The sequence below is a fragment of the Pelagimonas phthalicica genome, assembly GCF_004364805.1.
Taxonomy (GTDB): domain Bacteria; phylum Pseudomonadota; class Alphaproteobacteria; order Rhodobacterales; family Rhodobacteraceae; genus Pelagimonas; species Pelagimonas phthalicica.
In genome coordinates this window covers 82,714-100,664 of sequence record NZ_SOAP01000001.1, presented here as the reverse complement: position 1 = coordinate 100,664, position 17,951 = coordinate 82,714, and the positions used below count along the sequence as shown (strand labels likewise).

General features: G+C 57.4%; 16 protein-coding genes. 11 read left to right on the top strand and 5 right to left on the bottom strand.

All coding sequences use genetic code 11. The annotated features are described in order from the left end of the window. The first annotated feature begins 1 nt into the window (after position 1). The 6 genes from CLV87_RS00460 to CLV87_RS24310 all read left to right on the top strand — a co-directional run bounded on the left by CLV87_RS00460 (position 2) and on the right by CLV87_RS24310 (position 6,744). Positions 2-706, top strand: coding sequence for a glutathione S-transferase family protein (locus CLV87_RS00460; RefSeq protein WP_099244956.1), 705 nt, complete (start codon positions 2-4; stop codon positions 704-706). After that, positions 703-2,160 (top strand): betaine-aldehyde dehydrogenase, encoded by a 1,458-nt coding sequence (betB, locus tag CLV87_RS00455; protein ID WP_099244349.1) that lies wholly within the window; start codon positions 703-705, stop codon positions 2,158-2,160. The genes CLV87_RS00460 and betB overlap by 4 nt, the downstream gene beginning before the upstream one ends. A gap of 258 nt (positions 2,161-2,418) precedes the next feature. Further along, entirely contained in the window at positions 2,419-4,071 is a 1,653-nt protein-coding gene (betA, locus tag CLV87_RS00450) for a choline dehydrogenase (protein ID WP_099244351.1), read from the top strand. Positions 4,072-4,155: 84 nt separating this feature from the next. After that, positions 4,156-4,803, top strand: coding sequence for a thermonuclease family protein (locus tag CLV87_RS00445; protein ID WP_235871790.1), 648 nt, complete (start codon positions 4,156-4,158; stop codon positions 4,801-4,803). A 97-nt stretch (positions 4,804-4,900) separates the two neighbouring features. Beyond that, positions 4,901-5,137, top strand: a complete 237-nt coding sequence (locus CLV87_RS00440; protein ID WP_099244355.1) for a YdcH family protein — start codon at positions 4,901-4,903, stop codon at positions 5,135-5,137. Positions 5,138-5,445: 308 nt separating this feature from the next. Continuing rightward, positions 5,446-6,744, top strand: a complete 1,299-nt coding sequence (locus CLV87_RS24310) for a flagellin (protein WP_099244357.1) — start codon at positions 5,446-5,448, stop codon at positions 6,742-6,744. 29 nt (positions 6,745-6,773) lie between these two features. Here the strand turns inward: CLV87_RS24310 and CLV87_RS00430 are convergent, their stop codons facing one another. The 4 genes from CLV87_RS00430 to CLV87_RS00415 all read right to left on the bottom strand — a co-directional run bounded on the left by CLV87_RS00430 (position 6,774) and on the right by CLV87_RS00415 (position 10,889). After that, positions 6,774-8,588: a M3 family oligoendopeptidase gene (locus CLV87_RS00430; RefSeq protein ID WP_099244359.1), complete on the bottom strand. Its 1,815-nt coding sequence runs from the start codon at positions 8,586-8,588 to the stop codon at positions 6,774-6,776. 67 nt (positions 8,589-8,655) lie between these two features. After that, a complete protein-coding gene (locus CLV87_RS00425; protein WP_099244361.1) occupies positions 8,656-9,522 on the bottom strand; it encodes a porin in 867 nt (288 codons plus the stop codon). 114 nt (positions 9,523-9,636) lie between these two features. After that, complete coding sequence (locus CLV87_RS00420) at positions 9,637-10,599, bottom strand: alpha/beta hydrolase (protein WP_099244363.1); 963 nt, start codon at positions 10,597-10,599, stop codon at positions 9,637-9,639. Further along, positions 10,599-10,889: an SCP2 sterol-binding domain-containing protein gene (locus tag CLV87_RS00415; protein WP_099244365.1), complete on the bottom strand. Its 291-nt coding sequence runs from the start codon at positions 10,887-10,889 to the stop codon at positions 10,599-10,601. The genes CLV87_RS00420 and CLV87_RS00415 overlap by 1 nt, the downstream gene beginning before the upstream one ends. A gap of 270 nt (positions 10,890-11,159) precedes the next feature. Between CLV87_RS00415 and CLV87_RS00410 the strand changes: the two genes are divergently transcribed. The 5 genes from CLV87_RS00410 to CLV87_RS00390 all read left to right on the top strand — a co-directional run bounded on the left by CLV87_RS00410 (position 11,160) and on the right by CLV87_RS00390 (position 15,928). Then, on the top strand, positions 11,160-11,525 hold the full coding sequence (locus CLV87_RS00410) for a tetratricopeptide repeat protein (protein ID WP_235871789.1): 366 nt from the start codon (positions 11,160-11,162) through the stop codon (positions 11,523-11,525). Positions 11,526-11,568: 43 nt separating this feature from the next. Then, positions 11,569-14,385 carry a helicase-related protein gene (locus CLV87_RS00405; protein WP_099244370.1) on the top strand — a complete coding sequence of 939 codons (2,817 nt, stop codon included), beginning with the start codon at positions 11,569-11,571 and terminating at the stop codon, positions 14,383-14,385. Further along, positions 14,386-14,766, top strand: coding sequence for an RNA-binding S4 domain-containing protein (locus CLV87_RS00400; RefSeq protein ID WP_099244372.1), 381 nt, complete (start codon positions 14,386-14,388; stop codon positions 14,764-14,766). A 51-nt stretch (positions 14,767-14,817) separates the two neighbouring features. Then, a complete protein-coding gene (gene fdxA / locus CLV87_RS00395) occupies positions 14,818-15,156 on the top strand; it encodes a ferredoxin FdxA (RefSeq protein ID WP_099244374.1) in 339 nt (112 codons plus the stop codon). A gap of 262 nt (positions 15,157-15,418) precedes the next feature. Continuing rightward, a complete protein-coding gene (locus CLV87_RS00390; protein WP_099244376.1) occupies positions 15,419-15,928 on the top strand; it encodes a CarD family transcriptional regulator in 510 nt (169 codons plus the stop codon). A 129-nt stretch (positions 15,929-16,057) separates the two neighbouring features. Here the strand turns inward: CLV87_RS00390 and CLV87_RS00385 are convergent, their stop codons facing one another. Beyond that, positions 16,058-17,938 carry a monovalent cation:proton antiporter-2 (CPA2) family protein gene (locus CLV87_RS00385; RefSeq protein WP_099244377.1) on the bottom strand — a complete coding sequence of 627 codons (1,881 nt, stop codon included), beginning with the start codon at positions 17,936-17,938 and terminating at the stop codon, positions 16,058-16,060. Positions 17,939-17,951 lie beyond the last annotated feature (13 nt).

Sequence of the window (17,951 nt, the reverse complement as noted above, 5' to 3'; positions counted from 1 at the left end):
GATGTCGGTTTCACCGGATTGGCGCGCCGGCCTCCCACCCACCCCGTCGCGCCAATCCGGCGAAACGATTGTGGTTTGGGGGCGTGAGACCTCTTCGAATGTGCAAGCTGTGATGTGGTGCGCTGCTGAGCTGGGGCTGGTCGTGGATCGTCGCGATGTCGGCGAGGGTTTTGGCGGTTTGGATCGGCTAGAGTTCCTGGAGATGAACCCCAATGGCTTGATCCCGGTCTTGCAACAGGGGGAGCTGACCTTGTTTGAAAGCGCCGCCATTATCCGCCATCTGGCCCGGAGCTTTGGTGACGATAGGTTTTGGCCGCGAGACAGTCGGGCGCTGGCCAAGGTGGACCAATGGGCCGAGTGGGCCAAGCAGATGGTCGCCAACCGTTTTACCGGGCCGGTTTTTTGGCGTGTGGTGCGCACAGCTCGGGCGCGGTGGGATAAGCCTGCGATTGAGGCGGCGGTTGATCGGCTTGAAGCCGCGCTGAGCGTGGCGGAGCAACAGGTAAGCCAACAAGATTGGCTGGCGGGGGATCATATGACACCGGGGGATATTCACCTGGGCCATGTGCTGTACCGCTATTTCGACATCGAAATCACGCGCAAGGACTTGCCTGCTTTGCGTGCCTATTATGACCGGCTCACCGGGCGGCCTGCCTATCAGGCGACGGTGATGCTTTCTTATGAAAGTTTGCGAGACACGATATGAGATATGAGACGCAACCCACCGCCAGCCATTTTGTGAATGGGGCCTATCTGGAAGACACAGAGGGCGAGCTGATCGAGGTGGTTTATCCGGCCACGGGCGAGGTGATCGCGCGTGTGCATGCGGGAACGCCTGCGGTGATCGAGGCGGCGGTTTCTTCGGCCCATGCGGCACAAAAGGAATGGGAGGCTCTGTCTGGCACTGAACGTGGTCGGGTGTTGCGCCGGGCTGCTGACATCATGCGCGAACGCAACCGCGCGCTGTCGGAGCTGGAGACCTATGACACCGGCAAGCCGATGTCGGAAACGCTCTATGTGGATGCGACAAGTGCGGCGGATGCGCTGGAGTACTTTGGTGGTCTGGCGGGCAGCCTGACTGGTGAGCATGTGCAATTGGGTGGCGATTGGGGCTATACGGTGCGCGAGGCGTTGGGCGTTTGTGTAGGCATTGGGGCCTGGAATTATCCGACGCAAATCTCTTGCTGGAAGGGCGCGCCGGCGCTGGCTTGTGGCAATGCGATGATCTTTAAACCCTCGGAGACCACGCCGCTTTGTGCGTTGAAAGTCGCCGAGATCCTGATCGAAGCCGGCTTGCCTGCCGGTGTGTTCAACGTGGTTCAAGGCCTGGGGGCGGTGGGGGCTGCTCTGGTCAGTGATCCGCGCGTGGCCAAAGTGTCTTTGACAGGCTCTGTCCCGACAGGACGCAAGGTTTACGCGGCCGCGGCCGAGGGCATGAAACATGTTACCATGGAACTCGGGGGGAAAAGCCCGCTGATCATTTTTGATGACGCGGATCTGGAAAATGCTGTGGGCGGCGCGATTTTGGGGAATTTCTATTCCTCCGGGCAGGTCTGTTCCAACGGGACACGTGTCTTTGTTCAAAAGGGCATCAAAGAGGCGTTCCTGACGCGTCTGGCGGAGCGATTGGCGACGGCCAAGATCGGCGATCCGATGGATGAAAGCGTGAATTTTGGTCCAATGGTGAGCAAGGCACAGCGCGAGATCGTGAAGGGCTATATCGCCAAGGGCAAGGATGAGGGAGCAAGGCTGGTTTGCGGCGGCCAAGAGATTGAGGGCAATGGGTTTTATATCGAGCCGACGGTGTTTGCCGATGTGGATGATGACATGACCATCGCGCGCGAAGAGATCTTTGGCCCGGTGATGGCGGTGCTGGATTTCGAGGATGAGGACGAGGTTGTGGCGCGTGCCAATGATACGGAATTTGGCCTGTCAGCCGGTGTGTTTACCAGCGATCTGACCCGCGGCCACCGGGTGATTGGCAAGATGGAGGCGGGGAGCTGTTTCCTGAACTCCTATAATGATGCGCCTGTGGAATTGCCCTTTGGTGGTTCGAAAATGTCCGGTGTCGGGCGCGAGAATGCCAAGGGCGCGATTGAGCATTATTCGCAGGTGAAGTCGGTCTATGTGCGCATGGGAGATGTTGAATCTCCGTTCTGAGGTCGGACACCGCCCCGGCGAGTCTCCCGCCCACCCACCCCGTCTCGCCGGGGCGGAGGGGATGCGGATCTGGCTGGGGCATGTGTTTGGCTGAATTGAGAATTTGCTGAGAAGCGGTTCAGGGGCAGGTCTGCCCTGAACGCGCCAAGTCAAGTGTAAGGGGGCGATTCCCCGAAGCGTCAAGGACAGGGCGCCCCTAGGGCGCGCTCGCCTAAGGGCGATCCTTGACCCTTCGTGGAATCACCGAGGGTTGTTGAGATGCAAGCGGAATATGTGATTGTGGGCGCGGGAAGCGCCGGATGTGCCATGGCCTATCGATTGGCGGAGGCAGGCAAATCGGTCATCGTGATCGAACATGGCGGTAGCGATTGGGGGCCGTTCATCAACATGCCGGGGGCGTTGAGCTATCCTATGAGCATGAAGACCTATGATTGGGGCTTTGAAAGCGAGCCGGAGCCGCATCTGGGCGGGCGCCGCTTGGCTTGTCCAAGGGGTAAGGTGATTGGCGGATCCTCCTCGATCAACGGGATGATCTATGTGCGCGGTCACGCCTTGGACTTTGACACTTGGCGGGAGATGGGGGCCTCGGGCTGGGGTTATGCGGATGTGTTGCCCTATTTCAAACGCCAAGAGGATTGGCATGATGGCGGCCATGGCGGCAACCCGTCCTGGCGGGGGCAGGGTGGTCCGCTGCATGTGACGCGGGGCAGTCGGGTGAACCCGCTGGTGCCGGCCTTTGTCGAGGCGGGGCGTCAGGCCGGGTACCCGGTGACTGAGGATTACAACGGGGAGCAGCAAGAGGGGTTTGGCCCCTTTGACATGACCGTCTGGAAAGGCGCGCGCTGGTCTGCGGCTTCGGCCTATTTGCGGCCTGCGGAAAAGCTTGGGGCGCAGGTGGTGCGTGGTCTGGCGCGTAAGGTTGTGATCAAGGATGGGAAGGCGGTCGGCGTTGAGTTACGACGCAAGGGCCGTGTCGAGACCATTGAGGCCAGCCGCGAAGTGATCATCGCCGCCAGCGCGATCAACTCACCGAAACTGCTCATGCATTCGGGGATTGGCCCGGCGGCGCATTTGGCAGAGCACGGGATCGCCGTTGTGGCGGATCGACCCGGCGTTGGGCAGAATCTGCAGGACCATCTTGAGCTCTATATCCAGCAGGCGGCGACCCAGCCGATCACTTTGGCCAAGTATTGGAACCTTTTGGGTAAGGCCTATGTTGGCGCGCGCTGGCTGTTTGGGCGGTCTGGGCCTGGGGCCTCGAACCAGTTTGAAAGCTGTGGTTTCATCCGGTCTGGGGCCGGGGTGCAGTACCCGGATATTCAGTATCATTTCCTGCCCATTGCCGTGCGCTATGACGGGCAGGTGGCCCCGGAAGGGCATGGTTTCCAGGCCCATGTGGGCCCGATGCGGTCCCCTTCGCGCGGGGCGATTACGCTGAAATCGGGCGATCCCGAAGCTGCGCCCAGCATCTTGTTCAACTATATGAGCCATGAAAAGGACTGGCAGGATTTCCGTACCTGCATTCGTTTGACGCGCGAGATTTTTGGTCAGGAGGCCTTTGCGCCTTATCGCGGTCATGAGATCCAGCCGGGTGATGCCTTGCAAAGCGATGAAGAGCTGGATGGCTTTATCAAAGAGCATGTGGAAAGCGCCTATCACCCTTGCGGGACCTGTAAGATGGGGGATGCGGATGATCCGATGGCTGTGGTTGATCCAGAAGCGCGGGTGATCGGCGTGGATGGGTTGCGAGTCGCGGATAGCTCGATCTTTCCGCAAATCACCAATGGTAATCTGAATGCGCCCTCGATCATGGTTGGTGAAAAGGTCTCGGACCATGTTCTGGGGCGCAGATTGCCAGCAGATAATGCCGCGCCTTGGATCCATCCAAATTGGGAGGCGCAGCAGCGTTAACTATTCTTAACGGAAACGGTTGAAATCGGGGTTTGCAGCCCCGATTTTAGCCACATGTTAAGGTTTCGTTTTTGCATTGTTCTATTGAGTGCGGTCTTTGGGGCGCAAATTGCTGCCAGCGATATTACGGGCACGGTTCACGTTTCTGATGCAGATACCATCCGGATTAACGGAATCCCGATCCGCCTGCATGCAATAGATGCACCGGAAAGCGATCAGCGTTGCGGCGGCGCAAACCAACCCCAATGGCAATGTGGGCTTTGGAGCAAATCCGAAGCGCAAGTCATGTTTCAGGGCCGTGTTGCGCGCTGCGAAGAAGTTGATATCGACAAGTATTATCGCGTCGTTGCCCGGTGTTTTGTGGACGGGCAGGATATGGGCCGCGTTCTAGTGCAAAACGGACTGGCCTTTGCCTATCGCAAATATGGCTTGGATTACGATCTGGATGAAAAAGCCGCCGCGATTGCGGACCGTGGGCTTCATGCCACGCAGATTGTTGCGCCCGAACAGTTTCGTGCCCATGCGCGACAGGCGCGCGCCAAGTGGGCATTGGCGGGTGCGCCAGTAGGATGTTTGATCAAGGGCAATATCTCGCGTAAGGGCGCGCGGATTTTTCACGTGCCGGGCCAAAAGTGGTATGATGAAACGCGTATCAGGCCGGAGCAGGGGGAACGTTGGTTTTGTTCCTTGGAAGAGGCGCGTAAAGCTGGTTGGCGGATGGCACGGGACTGAAAAAAGAGAGGTTCAATCGGTTGAATTGATCCGGGTCAAAGTCACCTTTGGTGCCCTGTGCGACACTATTTGCGAAACGATCAGGAGAGAGACGCAGATGTCCCACACCCCACATGAGCTTGCCGAAGAATTCCCGGAATTTGTCGAGAAAATGAGTACGCTCAAGCAGTCTGATGCGCATTTTGCCAAGCTGGCTGACGAGTATCATGATCTCAATCGCCAAGTGCATCGCGCTGAAACCAATGTGGAACCGATGAGCGAGTTGGCCGAAGGTGAGTTGCGCAAGAAACGCGCGGCGCTGAAAGATGAGATTTACGGGCTTCTTTCGGCCTGAATTGGTCAAAAGTTTTCTGGTGAAACCGGTCAGGTCCTGCCTGGCCGGTTTTTGTTTTTTGGATAATTCCGGGTTTTCAACAAGATGGCAGGGTCGCCACAATCACGCCACAATTTAGCCACAAATTTCAATATCTCGCGACGTCGATTTAGGAGGGTTTTAAGGAACTCACGCCAGTTTGATAACCAACCAAGCGAGTGATGCAGATCCGGGAGAAAGGCCGATCTGCCGGGGCAGAATGTCGCCTGCAAACACTTTCTGATCGGTGTTCTGCGCAGAAGCGCCGCCGTGATGCAGAGGCGTGAAACATGTCGAGCATTTTGACCAATATGGGTGCGTTGAACGCCCTGAAGACCCTGAGAAAAGTCGGGTCTGATCTGGATGATACCATGCAGCAAGTGGGCACGGGTAAGCGTGTCTCGAATGCGGGTGTGAACGCGTCGGTCTGGGCGGTGTCCAAGACCATGGAATCCGATGTCAAAGGGTTTCAACAGATCTCCGATGGGCTTGGCCTTGCCCAGGCGACGCTTTCTGTAGCGCGGCAAGGGGCGGAAAGCCTGGCGGATTTGCTGACCGATCTCAAGGGTAAGATCGTGGTTGGCCAACAGGACAATATTGACCGTCAGAAAGTGCAGGCAGACGTTGATGCCCTGCGCAATCAGATCAATGCGGTTGTGAATGCCACTCAGTTCAACGGGCAGAACCTGATCAAACATACCAGCACCGATGCCGGGTCTGGCCATATTCAGATTTTAGCCTCGCTCAGCCGCACTGAAAGCTCGGTGACCACAACTGATATAACGCTGAAACGGCAAGACTTGCGGGGGCTGGCCGCTGTCGTCGCGGCCAGTGGTGGCACATACACCGCGGCTGCGGACCAGGTGACGCTGAACGCCACGCAAAGCGCGGCCATGGATCTGAGCGGGCAATCGGTCAGCGTCGGAACAGCCTTTGCGATTTCGGTCTTTGGCATCGATGCGGACGGGTCAGCCTTTGCGCAAAGTGATTACCGCACCACCGCCGCCGGCGCGCCAACTCAGGCCGAGATTGCCGGGGGAACTTTGGCCTATGTCGCCCGAGAAGGGGACACCATGGCTGACGTGGTCACCGGGCTTGGCCGCCGCTGGGAGGCCTATGCCAATGCAAACTCGCTCTCTTCGGACGTTCTGAGCTTGGAATTCGCTGGCAGTACCATTACGGCCAGTTCGGATGTCAGCTCGGGGAGCGATACCTTGCAGGTGACTCTCAGCCGTCTTGGGGCGGATGCGGGCAATGTGACCGGTGGCGACCTAGGCGATCTGGCCTCGATCGACGTCACGACCGAGGCCGGGGCACGTGACGCCCTGGGACGGGTCGACGTGATGATCGAAGCGGCCGTGGACGCCGCGGCTGAGATTGGCTCGGTCCAGGGGCGATTGACCACGCAAGAGAAGTTTACATCCCAGTTGATCGACAGTTTCAAAACCGGGATCGGTGCCTTGGTGGATTCCGATCTGGTTGAGACCTCAGCACGTCAGCAGGCTTTGCAGGTTCAGCAACAATTGGCGGTGCAGGCCCTGTCGATTGCCAATCAGCAGCCGCAAACTTTGCTATCTCTGTTCAGATAGAAAAAGGCCGCTTTTGCGGCCTTTTTGTCTTAGTCTTCCATGGCTTCCAATTCGTCGATGAAGCCTTCGATCATCGACAGGCCCTTGTCCCAGAAACTTGGGTCCGAGGCATCCAGACCGAACGGGGCCAGCAGTTCTGAATGATGCTTGGACCCACCGGCTTTGAGCAGGTCAAAATACTTGTCCTGGAAGCCTTCGGGCTGTTCCTGATAGGCCGCGTAAAGCGCGTTCACCAACCCGTCGCCAAAGGCGTAGGCATAGACGTAAAACGGCGAATGCACGAAATGCGGGATGTAGGCCCAGAAGGTTTCGTATCCCGGCATGAATTCAAAAGCCGGGCCAAGGCTTTGGGCCTGCACGCTCATCCATAGTGCGTTGATGTCATCCGGGGTCAGCTCACCACTGCGACGTGCGTCATGCAGTTTGCATTCAAAGTCATAAAATGCAATCTGACGCACAACCGTGTTGATCATATCTTCGACCTTACCGGCCAGCAGCACTTTGCGTTCTGCCTGATCCTTGGCCTGATCCAGCATCGCACGGAAGGTCAGCATCTCACCAAAGACCGAGGCGGTTTCTGCCAAAGTCAGCGGAGTTGAACTCAACATCTCGCCCTGACCGGCGGCCAGAACCTGATGCACACCGTGACCCAGCTCGTGCGCGAGGGTCATCACATCGCGCGGTTTGCCGAGATAGTTCAGCATCACATAGGGGTGCACATCGGTGACTGTGGGATGGGCAAAGGCACCGGGGGCTTTGCCCGGTTTCACCCCGGCATCAATCCAACCTTTGGTAAAGAACGGATCGGCGATCTCACCCATGCGGGCATCAAAGCCGTTATAGGCATCCATCACGGTTTTGGTGGCCTCGTCCCAACCAACGATCCGGTCGCTTTCCATCGGCAGCGGCGCGTTGCGGTCCCAGACCTGCATCACGTCCAAGCCCAACCACTTGCGTTTCAACTCGTAATAACGGTGGCTTAGGCGGGGATAAGCGGCGACAACAGCGTTGCGCAGCGCCTCAACCACTTCGGGTTCCACATCGTTTGACAGGTGCCGCCCGGTCTGCGCCGTCGGCATGCCGCGCCAACGATCCAGAATTTCCTTTTCCTTGGCCTGAGTGTTGTGAACACGAGCAAAGGTTTTGATATTCTCCGCAAACACGCTGGCCAATTCCCGCGCTGCCGCTTCACGCTTGTCACGGTTTTGATCGGTGAGGAAGTTCAGTGTGGCTTCGATGTTCAGCTCTTCGCCGTCGATATCAAAGGTCAGACCGGCAATGGTTTCGTCAAAAAGCCGCTCCCAGGCATCGCCAACAACACCAAGGTCATGCAGGAATTTCTCCATCTCATCAGAGAGTTGATAGGGCTTCATCTTGCGGATCTTGTCAAAGACCGGTTTGTAGCGTTTCAGCTCATCGCTTTCTGCGAACAGCCCGGTGAGAAAATCATCGTCCAACCGGTTCAATTCCAGGGTGAAAAACACCAGAGGGGTCGAGAAATTGGTGATGCGTTCCTGATTGTCAGACAGGAATTTCGCCCGATCCGCGTCAGTGGTCAGCTGGTAGTAACGCAAGCCCGCATAAGACATGATCCGCCCGGCGACGCTGTCGATGCGTTCCTGACGCTTGATCGCCTCAAGCATGCCGGTTGCGTCCAGCGTGGCAAGCTTGCCTTCGTAATCATCCGCGAATTTTGCACAGGCCGATTCCAGCCAGTCCAGATCGCGTTTCAATTCGGGTGAGTCGTCTGACGGGTAGAGGTCGCTCAGATCCCATTCCGGCAGTGGCCCAAGCTCTCCCCCCCCTGACATAGCATTGGTGTCATAAAGCGGTTGGATTTTCATGGGGAACTCCTTGGTTATCTGTGAGAGAGCTAAGCCTTCTCTGGCCCAAGGTTCAAGGGGCAGGTGGCTAGAAACGCCAGGATAGACCAAAATGTCCGGCTGTCTCTTGATTGCCGGTTTGGGTGATGGCCGCGGTCAGGGCGGCCCGGTCTGAAACCGAGTAGCTCAGGCCAAAGCCATGGGCGTTGAAATCGCTGTTTTCAGCCAGTTCGGAAACCAGATAGAGCGTTAGGTCGCGTGTCGCCTGATAGGAAAGGTCCAACGCTAAGATGTCAGGGTCGTCATGGGCTGAAGGGTGGAAAAAGCTAAGGCCGACTGCCCACTTATCTTTGGTATAGGTGACTCCGGCCTTGGCATTCAATTCCGCCCCGTCGCTGTGATCGGGCCAAAGCCCCTCAACCGCAGCCGCGAGGGTCCACGGGCCTTTTTCATAGCTTACGGCGGCACTGGCACTGTGAAAATCGCCACCACGCGCCGAATGGGCGGATACGGCCCAGCTCCAGTCTCCGGGGCGCGACTGGTAGCTCAGCCCGAATGGCACCGCCCCATCGCGCAAGGCTAGGGTCGTGGTTCGGGCGCGGGAATATTCTGCGCGCTCATAGCTGAGATAGGGGGCGATACGTTCGAATTTTGAGGGCAGAACGGAATCATAGGCCGGTCTGACCACCCCCAATCGGAGCCGATCATCCCATGTCAGGGCCACATAGGTCTCATGTGGGCGCTTTTCAGGGAGCACAAATTCGTAAACGCCGACTTCAAGCGACAGTGGATAAGAGCGCGATAGGTCAAAGGCGGCCGTAACATCCAGAAATCCAAAGCCCGACGCGTCATCTGTGGCTTGAAACCCGGCCCAGACAAAGCCGTCCCAATCCGCCGCCTTTGAGGGCAGGGCGCCAAGGAGGGAGATCGCGAAAATAAGGGCAAAACGTATCATGGCGGCTCTTCCGCTTAAAATCTGCATCTTGCAATTCTAGTTGCTTTCAACAAGCAAACAGTCACAGGCAAATACAAGTTTCACAAATTCTGCGCAGAGCCGACCCGCTACAATTTAAGCAGTCATCGCGTTGCTCGACCCTGCACGGTCAAAAAAAGCGCAGATTTGGTCGGTGACACGACGGCGGGTGGTTTCATCTTCCATCAGGATTTCATGCTCACCATCGGTGATCTGAACCAATTGTCCACCGGGCCATTTTTCCATGCGCGAGGTGATGCGTGTCGGATCAACAATGCGTTCATTTGTGCCCAAGAAGGTCAGACAGGGTTGGGCAGGCGATGGGCGGCGCGACAATTCACGCGTTTCGGCCAAGGCCTCGTGCAGCCAGTTCAAGGATGGCCCGCCAAGCTGTAATTCGGGAACGGCCAAAACCTGACGCTGCATATAATCCCACATATCGCGGTCGCGGGTCAGCAAATTGTCCTCGAAAGGCTCCGACGCCACATAGCTTTCGGGTTTGGTGCCGGGTGTGAATACATGGCCAAGCCCGATTTGTTTGCCCCACCAGGACAAGGCCCAGGCGGCAGGGCGCAGAGGGTCAGCCATACGAATGCCCCACATCGGGCCGGTAAAGACGCAGGAGTCAACCGGGAGCCCATCCATCACGGCCCGCAATCCGATACATCCGCCCATGGAATGGCCGATCAGGTGCAGCGGTTTTGGTAGGTTCAACGCCTCAACGCATTCCATGACGGCCGCGACATCGTGCTGGTAATCCTCGAACACGGCGACATGGCCCGCCATGGGTTCATCCAGCATACGATCCGCAAGGCCCTGACCCCGCCAGTCAATCGCCAGCACGTGGTAACCACCAGCGGCCAGATCGGCGGCAGTGCGGCCGTATTTCTCAACATATTCCGTGCGACCGGGGAAAAGCAGCACGGTGCCCCGCGCCTGTTCTGCCGGGAAATGCGCGATACGAAGGCGCAAACCGTCAACTGTTTCGATCCACCAGGCACAACTGCCAACGGGACCTTCGGACAGATCAGCGTGAAAAGGCGCGGGAACTAAATTCATTATGCAAGTACCGAAGCAAGACGCATGGCGGCGGACATGTCACCGTCAATGGTCAGTTTACCGGACATGAAAGCACCGGTCGGGTTTAGATCACCAGTCAGGATCTGCTCAAACGTGTCGACATCCGCTGTCAGGGTCACGTCGGCATCATCGTCGCCGGCGCGCACGCCGTTTTCGTCAACGATCAGGCTGCCTTCGTCGCCCAGAACAAATTTTGCGGTGGCATCGAATCCTTCGCCGCCAAGTTTTTCGGTCAGGGCCGAAACGGCGGTGGAGATAATGTCGCTCATGTATTTTCCTCTCTACATCCAAGTGGCGCTGGAAATCTTGCGCTCCGGCGCTACACTTGGCGTAAGTTAAGAGCACGGGTTACCATGGTTTTCAAATCTATCCTCGCGGCAGTTTGCACCGTAGTCATGATTTCCCTACCTTCCGGTTTAAGGGCGGAAACCCGCGCGTCGGAGCTTTTGCAAGAGCTTTCCGTTGCGGAAGATTCGCTGTCAGCCCAGAGGTTGGAAAATCAACTAATAGCAGAATGGTCCAAATCTGGATCGCCTGCAATGGATTTGCTGCTCAAGCGCGGGCATGACGCTTTGGAGATTGAAAAGACCGAGGCGGCGATTGAACATTTTCGTGCGCTGACCGACCATGCGCCGGATTTTGCCGAAGGTTGGCACGGGCTGGGTTTGGCCTATTTTCATGCGGATCGGTTTGGCGTTGCCATGGATGCCTTGGAGCGCACCTTGGCCCTAAACCCCAATCATTTTGGGGCGTTACGCGGCGTCGGAGCGATTCAGGAACAGATTGGCGAGGGGGCTCTTGCCTATGATGCCTATGCGCGTGTACTTGAGCTGCGACCGCATGATCAGGATGTGATCAACGCCATGGCGCGGTTGGAACGAGACGTGAAGGGCACCAAGCTCTGAAAACAAAGGCGGCCCCAGATCAGACCACGGGCCAAGGTACCAAATGGGCATGAACACAAGGATCGCGGCCGTTCTCGGCCCGACCAATACAGGCAAAACCACCTACGCTATTGAACGTATGCTGGGGTATCGCACCGGGGTGATCGGCCTGCCGCTGCGTCTGCTGGCACGCGAGGTCTATGACAAGATCGTGGATCTGCGCGGCCCTTCCGTTGTTGCTTTGGTGACCGGCGAAGAGCGGATCGTGCCGCCGCGGGCCAAATACTGGATCTGCACGGTTGAGGCCATGCCCGAGGGCATGGGCGCAGATTTCGTAGCGGTGGACGAAATCCAGCTTTGCGCCGACCCCGAGCGCGGCCATGTCTTTACCGACCGTTTGATGCGGATGCGGGGCACCCATGAAACGTTGCTTTTGGGGGCTGATACCATGCGCGACCCGATCAAGGCGCTGATTCCCGATGTGGAATTCGTGCGCCGCGAACGGATGAGCCAGCTCGTCTATACCGGATCGAAAAAGATCAGTCGCTTGCAGCCTCGCACTGCGATTGTCGGTTTTTCGGTCGACAACGTCTATGCCATTGCCGAGCTACTCAAGCGCCAAAAGGGCGGGGCGGCGGTTGTCATGGGGGCACTCAGCCCGCGCACCCGAAATGCACAGGTGGCGCTCTATCAGAATCGCGAGGTCGATTTTCTGGTTGCGACCGATGCGATTGGCATGGGGTTGAACTTGGATATCGACCATGTGGCCTTTAGCGCGCTGACCAAGTTTGACGGGCGGCGCATGCGCCCCTTGCAACCTAATGAACTGGCCCAGATTGCCGGACGGGCCGGGCGCGGCATGTCGGATGGTACGTTTGGTGTCACCGGCGAGGCGGGGCCGATCCCCGAAGACTGGGCCGAAGCGATCTGCAATCACCAGTTCACACCGCTGAAAAAGCTGAATTGGCGCAATCCAAATCTGCGCTTCGGGTCTATCGATGCGCTTGAGGCGAGTCTCGATCAGGCACCAAATGATGAAATTTTGATCAAAGCGCGCGAGGCTGATGACCTCAGAGCGCTACGTAACCTTGCTTCAGAGGCGGAAATCCGCGCACGCGCTTCGGACGGAAAATCGGTGCAACTCTTGTGGGATGTGTGCCGAATTCCAGACTTCCGCGGCATTTCGCCCAATGAACATGCGGGTCTTTTGCAGTTGATATATCAACATCTGCACGAAGCAGGACACGTTCCGGATGAATTTGTCGCACGTCAAATCAACCGTATTGACCGGACGGATGGCGACATTGACACATTGTCGAAACGTCTGGCCTATATTCGCACGTGGACATATGTCGCGCAGCGAAAAGGTTGGTTGCGTGACGAAGACCATTGGCGCGGGGCAACTCGCAAGGTAGAAGACAGCCTGTCAGATGCGCTGCATCAGCGCCTGACACAAAGATTTGTTGATCGGCGCACATCCGTTCTTTTGCGCCGGTTGAAGCAGAAGGAGGCCCTTTTGGCCGAAGTGAATGATCAGGGTGAAGTGACCGTCGAAGGTGAATTCGTCGGGAAACTCGAAGGGTTCCGGTTCCGTCAGGATAAGGACGCAACCGGGCAAGAGGCCAAGACGCTGCGACAAGCGTCGCTGCAGGCATTGACCCCGCATTTCCATTTGCGCGCAGACCGTTTTTACAACGCGCCTGATAGCGAAATCGATTTTACTGAGCAGGGCGGCCTTATGTGGGGCGACCAGGCGGTCGGCAAATTGGCCAAGGGCGACGACCCTTTGAAGCCACGCGTCGTTGTCTTTGTCGATGACGAGGCCGGGGCCGATGTGGCGCAAAAGGTGGAACGCCGTTTGCAGCACTTTATGGATCGCAAGATCGCCGCTCTGTTTGAGCCGCTGATCAAGATGCGTGATGACGAGACCCTGGCCGGTCTGGCGCGTGGCTTTGCCTTTCAACTGGTCGAGGCCATGGGCATTGTGCAGCGTTCGGATGTGGCCGACGACGTCAAAGCGTTGGATCAGGATGCACGTGGAACCCTGCGCAAGCATGGTGTGCGCTTTGGTCAGTACACCATCTTTATGCCGCTGCTGCTAAAACCCGCCCCGACGCGCCTGCGTTTGGTGTTGTGGAGCCTGGCCAACGATCTGCAAGAGTTCCCCGAGGCGCCGCCTCCCGGTTTGGTTACCGTGCCAAATGTCGAGGACGTGCCTGCGCGTCACTACGCCTTGGCTGGTTACCGCAAGGCAGGGGCCCGCGCGATCCGCATCGATATGCTGGAACGGCTTGCCGATATGCTGCGCACCGAGGACAGCCGTGGAGGCTTTGAAGCCAAGGCGGATATGCTCTCGATCACAGGCATGACGCTTGAGCAGTTCTCCGACCTGATGGAAGGGCTGGGCTACAAAGCTGAGAAAGGCGAACGTGCCAAGGTGAAGCCTGCGCCCATCGCCGAAGGTGCTGCCGAAGACGAAACCACGCCTGAAACAGCTGCAGAGCCTTCCGAGGATGGTGAGACTTTGGTCGCAGAGGCCAAAGCCGAGCCGGCCGAGGCTGAGGTTGTCGAAGCGGATGCTGCTGAGGCCGGCGAGCCCGAAATGGAAGTGTTCTATACCTTCACTTGGGGTGGCAATCGTGGCGGCCAGCGTCGCGGTGGTGGCAAGCCACGTCGCGATGCGCGACCCGGTGGCGGCAACCGCGGTGACAATCGTGGCGAGCGCAAGGGCGGCAAAGGCAAACCTCGTGGCAAAGGTCCGAAAGGCGGCGGTGATCGGGGGGCCAAATCCTTCCAGTCGCGTCCGCCGAAAAAGGAAAAGGCCATTGATCCAGATAACCCGTTTGCAGCGGCTCTGATGGGGTTGAAGGACAAGGGCTAAGTGGCCGAAACCGCCGAGAAAATCCGCATTGATAAATGGCTCTGGCATGCGCGTTTCTTTAAGACGCGCAGCCTGTCGGCCAAGGTGGTCTCGGCTGGAAAATGCCGCGTGAACGGCATGCCAGTTTCGAAACCGGCCTATGGGGTCAGCGCAGGCGATGTGCTGACCTTTCCGCAAAACGATGACATTCGCGTGATCAAACTTGTGGCTTTGGGCACGCGGCGCGGATCAGCGCCCGAGGCTCAGGCGCTTTATAGCGATCTCGATCCTCCGAAACCCAAAGAGAAATCAGTTGCCGCGCCAAGGTTTGATGGCGGTGGCAGACCGGGCAAACGGGATCGCCGCGAGCTGGAGAAGTTGCGTCGGGATGTGCTTGAATGATCTGGCGCTCTGGTCTAGGGACGCTGCAAGCTCTTTGAAGGATCGAGACTCATGACTTATGTGGTTATCGAAAACTGCATCGCCTGCAAATATACCGACTGTGTCGAAGTATGCCCCGTAGACTGTTTCTATGAGGGTGAGAACATGCTGGTGATCCATCCGGATGAATGTATCGATTGCGGCGTTTGCGAACCGGAATGCCCAGCAGACGCGATCCGCCCGGATACCGAGCCGGATATGGAGAAGTGGGTTGAGTTCAACCGCAAATACTCGGAAAAATGGCCTGTGATCATCGAAAAGAAAGATCCGCTGCCGGGTTACGAAGAGCGTGACGGCGAAGCGGATAAGATGACCAAATACTTCTCCGAAGCCCCGGGTGAAGGCAGCTAATTGATTCGTTTCCCGATTGGAAACGACGTGCGATACGCTGCCTGACCTGTTGAAATCAAACGAAAAAGCGCCGTTTTCCTGCCCCTATGGGAATGGGCGCTTTTTTATGTTATCTTGTCTGTTCACATGACGGTATTTCGTCGGGGGAGCAGGCGCTGATTTAGTCGCCCAAAATGGAAAAACAGATGACCGGGAATCAAAGGGATCCCCGTTCGTCTTTTTTGTCGCCCGCACGAGATGCGCAGTAAGGAATGAGACTTATATGACCAAAGCGAAGAAATCCGAATTCCGTCCCAATGACTACGTTGTCTATCCGGCACACGGAGTCGGGCAAATCGTGTCGATTGAGGAACAGGAAATCGCTGGCATTGAGCTGGAACTTTTTGTGATCTCCTTTGAAAAGGACAAGATGACCCTGCGGGTGCCTACGCACAAAGCCACAGAGATTGGCATGCGTTCGCTGAGCTCGCCGGATGTGATTGACGCAGCGATGAAAACCCTGCGTGGCAAGGCCAAGGTCAAACGCGCCATGTGGTCGCGCCGTGCCCAAGAGTACGAGCAAAAGATCAACTCCGGTGATCTGATTGCCATTGCCGAAGTGGTGCGCGATCTGCACCGTGCGGATGATCAGCGCGAGCAAAGCTATTCTGAGCGTCAGCTTTATGAGGCTGCGCTGGAGCGCCTGACCCGCGAAGTTGCTGCCGTTGCAGGTGGTGACGAGGTCGCGGCCGCCAAGCAAGTGGACGAAGTTCTCGGCCTGCGCGCCGCTTGATCTTTTCCCTGTTTTGAAAACGCAGCCCTGAGTCATCAGGGCTGCGTTTTTGTGTCTGGCGGTGACAAATTCCGTCGACGGAATTTGCAAAACTTTTGAAAAAGTTTTGGTCGAGCAAGCCTGGTGCGATCAGGCCATCTCTTTCTTGCCACGCTCCTCAAGGGCAGTGAAAAGGGCGGTTTCCAGCTCTCTCTCTAACTCTTGCGCGCGCTCGATATAGGCGTGGTTGTCTGCCGGCGCGATGGACGGGTCCCACAGCAAGGCCAATTCGCGGATCGTGTGCCGGTCGTGATGGTAGAATGTCTCTTCGGCAATCGCGGCCTCATATTCGCTCATCCCGACATTTTCGAGCACATAGCGCCCGGCCCGCAAGGAACTGTCGAACATTTCGCGCACGATGTCGTTTGCGCCTGCCTGATAGAGCGCGAAGACATGGGTCCGATCACGTGCGCGGGCCACGATATGGAGATCTGGCCGCAAGCGGCGTGCATAAGCGACGAGCTTGACCGTGGCCTTTGGGTCATCCAAAGCGGCAACCAGCACACGGGCGCTTTCCAGACCTGCCGCGTGTAACAGTTCGGGACGGGTAGGATCACCAAAAAAGCCTTTGTAGCCAAAGCGCCGCATCAACTGGATGGTTTGCATGTCGTGGTCCAGAACCACAGTTTTGTAGCCGGAATTGCGCACCAAGCGGTTTACGATCTGCCCGAAACGGCCAATCCCAGCGATAATGACCGGACCTTCTGCCTCGACCTGATCCGCTTCGATGGAGTCCTTGCCCTCGTCAACCCGCGAAATCACCCATTCATAGGTGAGGAACAACAGCGGGGTGATCAGCATAGAGAGGGCAACAACCAATAGAAGCCGGTCGTTCAAAGTGTCCGTCAGCACCCTTTGCTGACTGGCATAGGAGATCAACACAAAGCCAAACTCACCTGCCTGCGCCAGGCCAAGCGTAAACAACCACTGACCCCGATTGCTGAGCTGAAACAACCGCCCGATGCCGTAGAGGATCATTCCTTTGATCAGGATCACGCCTGCCGCCAACCCCAGAATGGTGAGCGGTTCCATCAGCAGGCGGTCGACATCAATCCCGGCCCCGACGGTGATAAAGAACAGGCCCAATAGCAGGCCCTTGAAGGGGGCAATGTCAGATTCCAACTCATGGCGGAACTCAGAGTTGGCGAGAACGACACCGGCCAGAAAGGTCCCCAAGGCCGGGGATACGCCCAGCAGCATCATCAAGAAGCCGATGCCGATCACGATCAGCAGGGCGATGGCGGTGAACATCTCGGGCAGGCGGGCAGAGTGGATGTAGCGGAAAAGCGGGCGGGCCCCATAAATCCCGGCGAGGATCAGACCAGAGATGACCGCAAGCGTCACTAGGGCCGCACCCCAACCGGGCAGGCCTTCGACCAAAGACATGCTGTGATGGGCGTCTTCGGCATGGGCAATGGCGGTGCGCTGGATGGAGCCATCCGCCGACAGGGTAACGGCGGGGGCAAAGGCCAAAAGCGGCATGATGACCAACATGGGGATGACGGCGATGTCCTGCGTCAATAGAACTGAAAAGGTCGCGCGCCCACCAGATGTGCGCATCAACCCCTTTTCAGACAAGGTTTGCAAAACGATCGCTGTTGATGACAGCGACAGAATCAAACCAATGGCCAAGGCGGTGTTCCAGGACAGGCCAAGCGCCATCGCGCCAAGGGTGATCGCGGCAACCGTGCCAGCGATTTGCAACCCGCCCAGGCCCAAAAGCCGATGCCGCATATCCCAAAGAGCGCGCGGTTCCAGCTCCAGACCAATGATGAAGAGCATCATCACAACGCCGAACTCGGCAAAATGGCGGATGTCCTCGGTATCAACAACAAGGCCCAAGCCCGGGCCAATTGCCAGGCCAGCCAAGAGGTACCCCAACACCGATCCCAAGCCCATACGGGAGGCCAAGGGGACAGCGATAACAGCTGCTATCAGAAAAACAGATGCCTGAAACAGCAGGGATTCCATGCTTTTGGTCTAC

Coding starts and splice junctions, on each gene's coding strand:
- CLV87_RS00415 (WP_099244365.1), bottom strand. CDS start 10,889: ATGAGCGACATTATCTCCACCGCCGTTTCGGCCCTGACCGAAAAACTT.
- betB (WP_099244349.1), top strand. CDS start 703: ATGAGATATGAGACGCAACCCACCGCCAGCCATTTTGTGAATGGGGCC.
- CLV87_RS00405 (WP_099244370.1), top strand. CDS start 11,569: ATGGGCATGAACACAAGGATCGCGGCCGTTCTCGGCCCGACCAATACA.
- CLV87_RS00385 (WP_099244377.1), bottom strand. CDS start 17,938: ATGGAATCCCTGCTGTTTCAGGCATCTGTTTTTCTGATAGCAGCTGTT.
- CLV87_RS00430 (WP_099244359.1), bottom strand. CDS start 8,588: ATGAAAATCCAACCGCTTTATGACACCAATGCTATGTCAGGGGGGGGA.
- CLV87_RS00390 (WP_099244376.1), top strand. CDS start 15,419: ATGACCAAAGCGAAGAAATCCGAATTCCGTCCCAATGACTACGTTGTC.
- betA (WP_099244351.1), top strand. CDS start 2,419: ATGCAAGCGGAATATGTGATTGTGGGCGCGGGAAGCGCCGGATGTGCC.
- fdxA (WP_099244374.1), top strand. CDS start 14,818: ATGACTTATGTGGTTATCGAAAACTGCATCGCCTGCAAATATACCGAC.
- CLV87_RS00410 (WP_235871789.1), top strand. CDS start 11,160: ATGGATTTGCTGCTCAAGCGCGGGCATGACGCTTTGGAGATTGAAAAG.
- CLV87_RS00425 (WP_099244361.1), bottom strand. CDS start 9,522: ATGATACGTTTTGCCCTTATTTTCGCGATCTCCCTCCTTGGCGCCCTG.
- CLV87_RS24310 (WP_099244357.1), top strand. CDS start 5,446: ATGTCGAGCATTTTGACCAATATGGGTGCGTTGAACGCCCTGAAGACC.
- CLV87_RS00460 (WP_099244956.1), top strand. CDS start 2: ATGTCGGTTTCACCGGATTGGCGCGCCGGCCTCCCACCCACCCCGTCG.
- CLV87_RS00440 (WP_099244355.1), top strand. CDS start 4,901: ATGTCCCACACCCCACATGAGCTTGCCGAAGAATTCCCGGAATTTGTC.
- CLV87_RS00420 (WP_099244363.1), bottom strand. CDS start 10,599: ATGAATTTAGTTCCCGCGCCTTTTCACGCTGATCTGTCCGAAGGTCCC.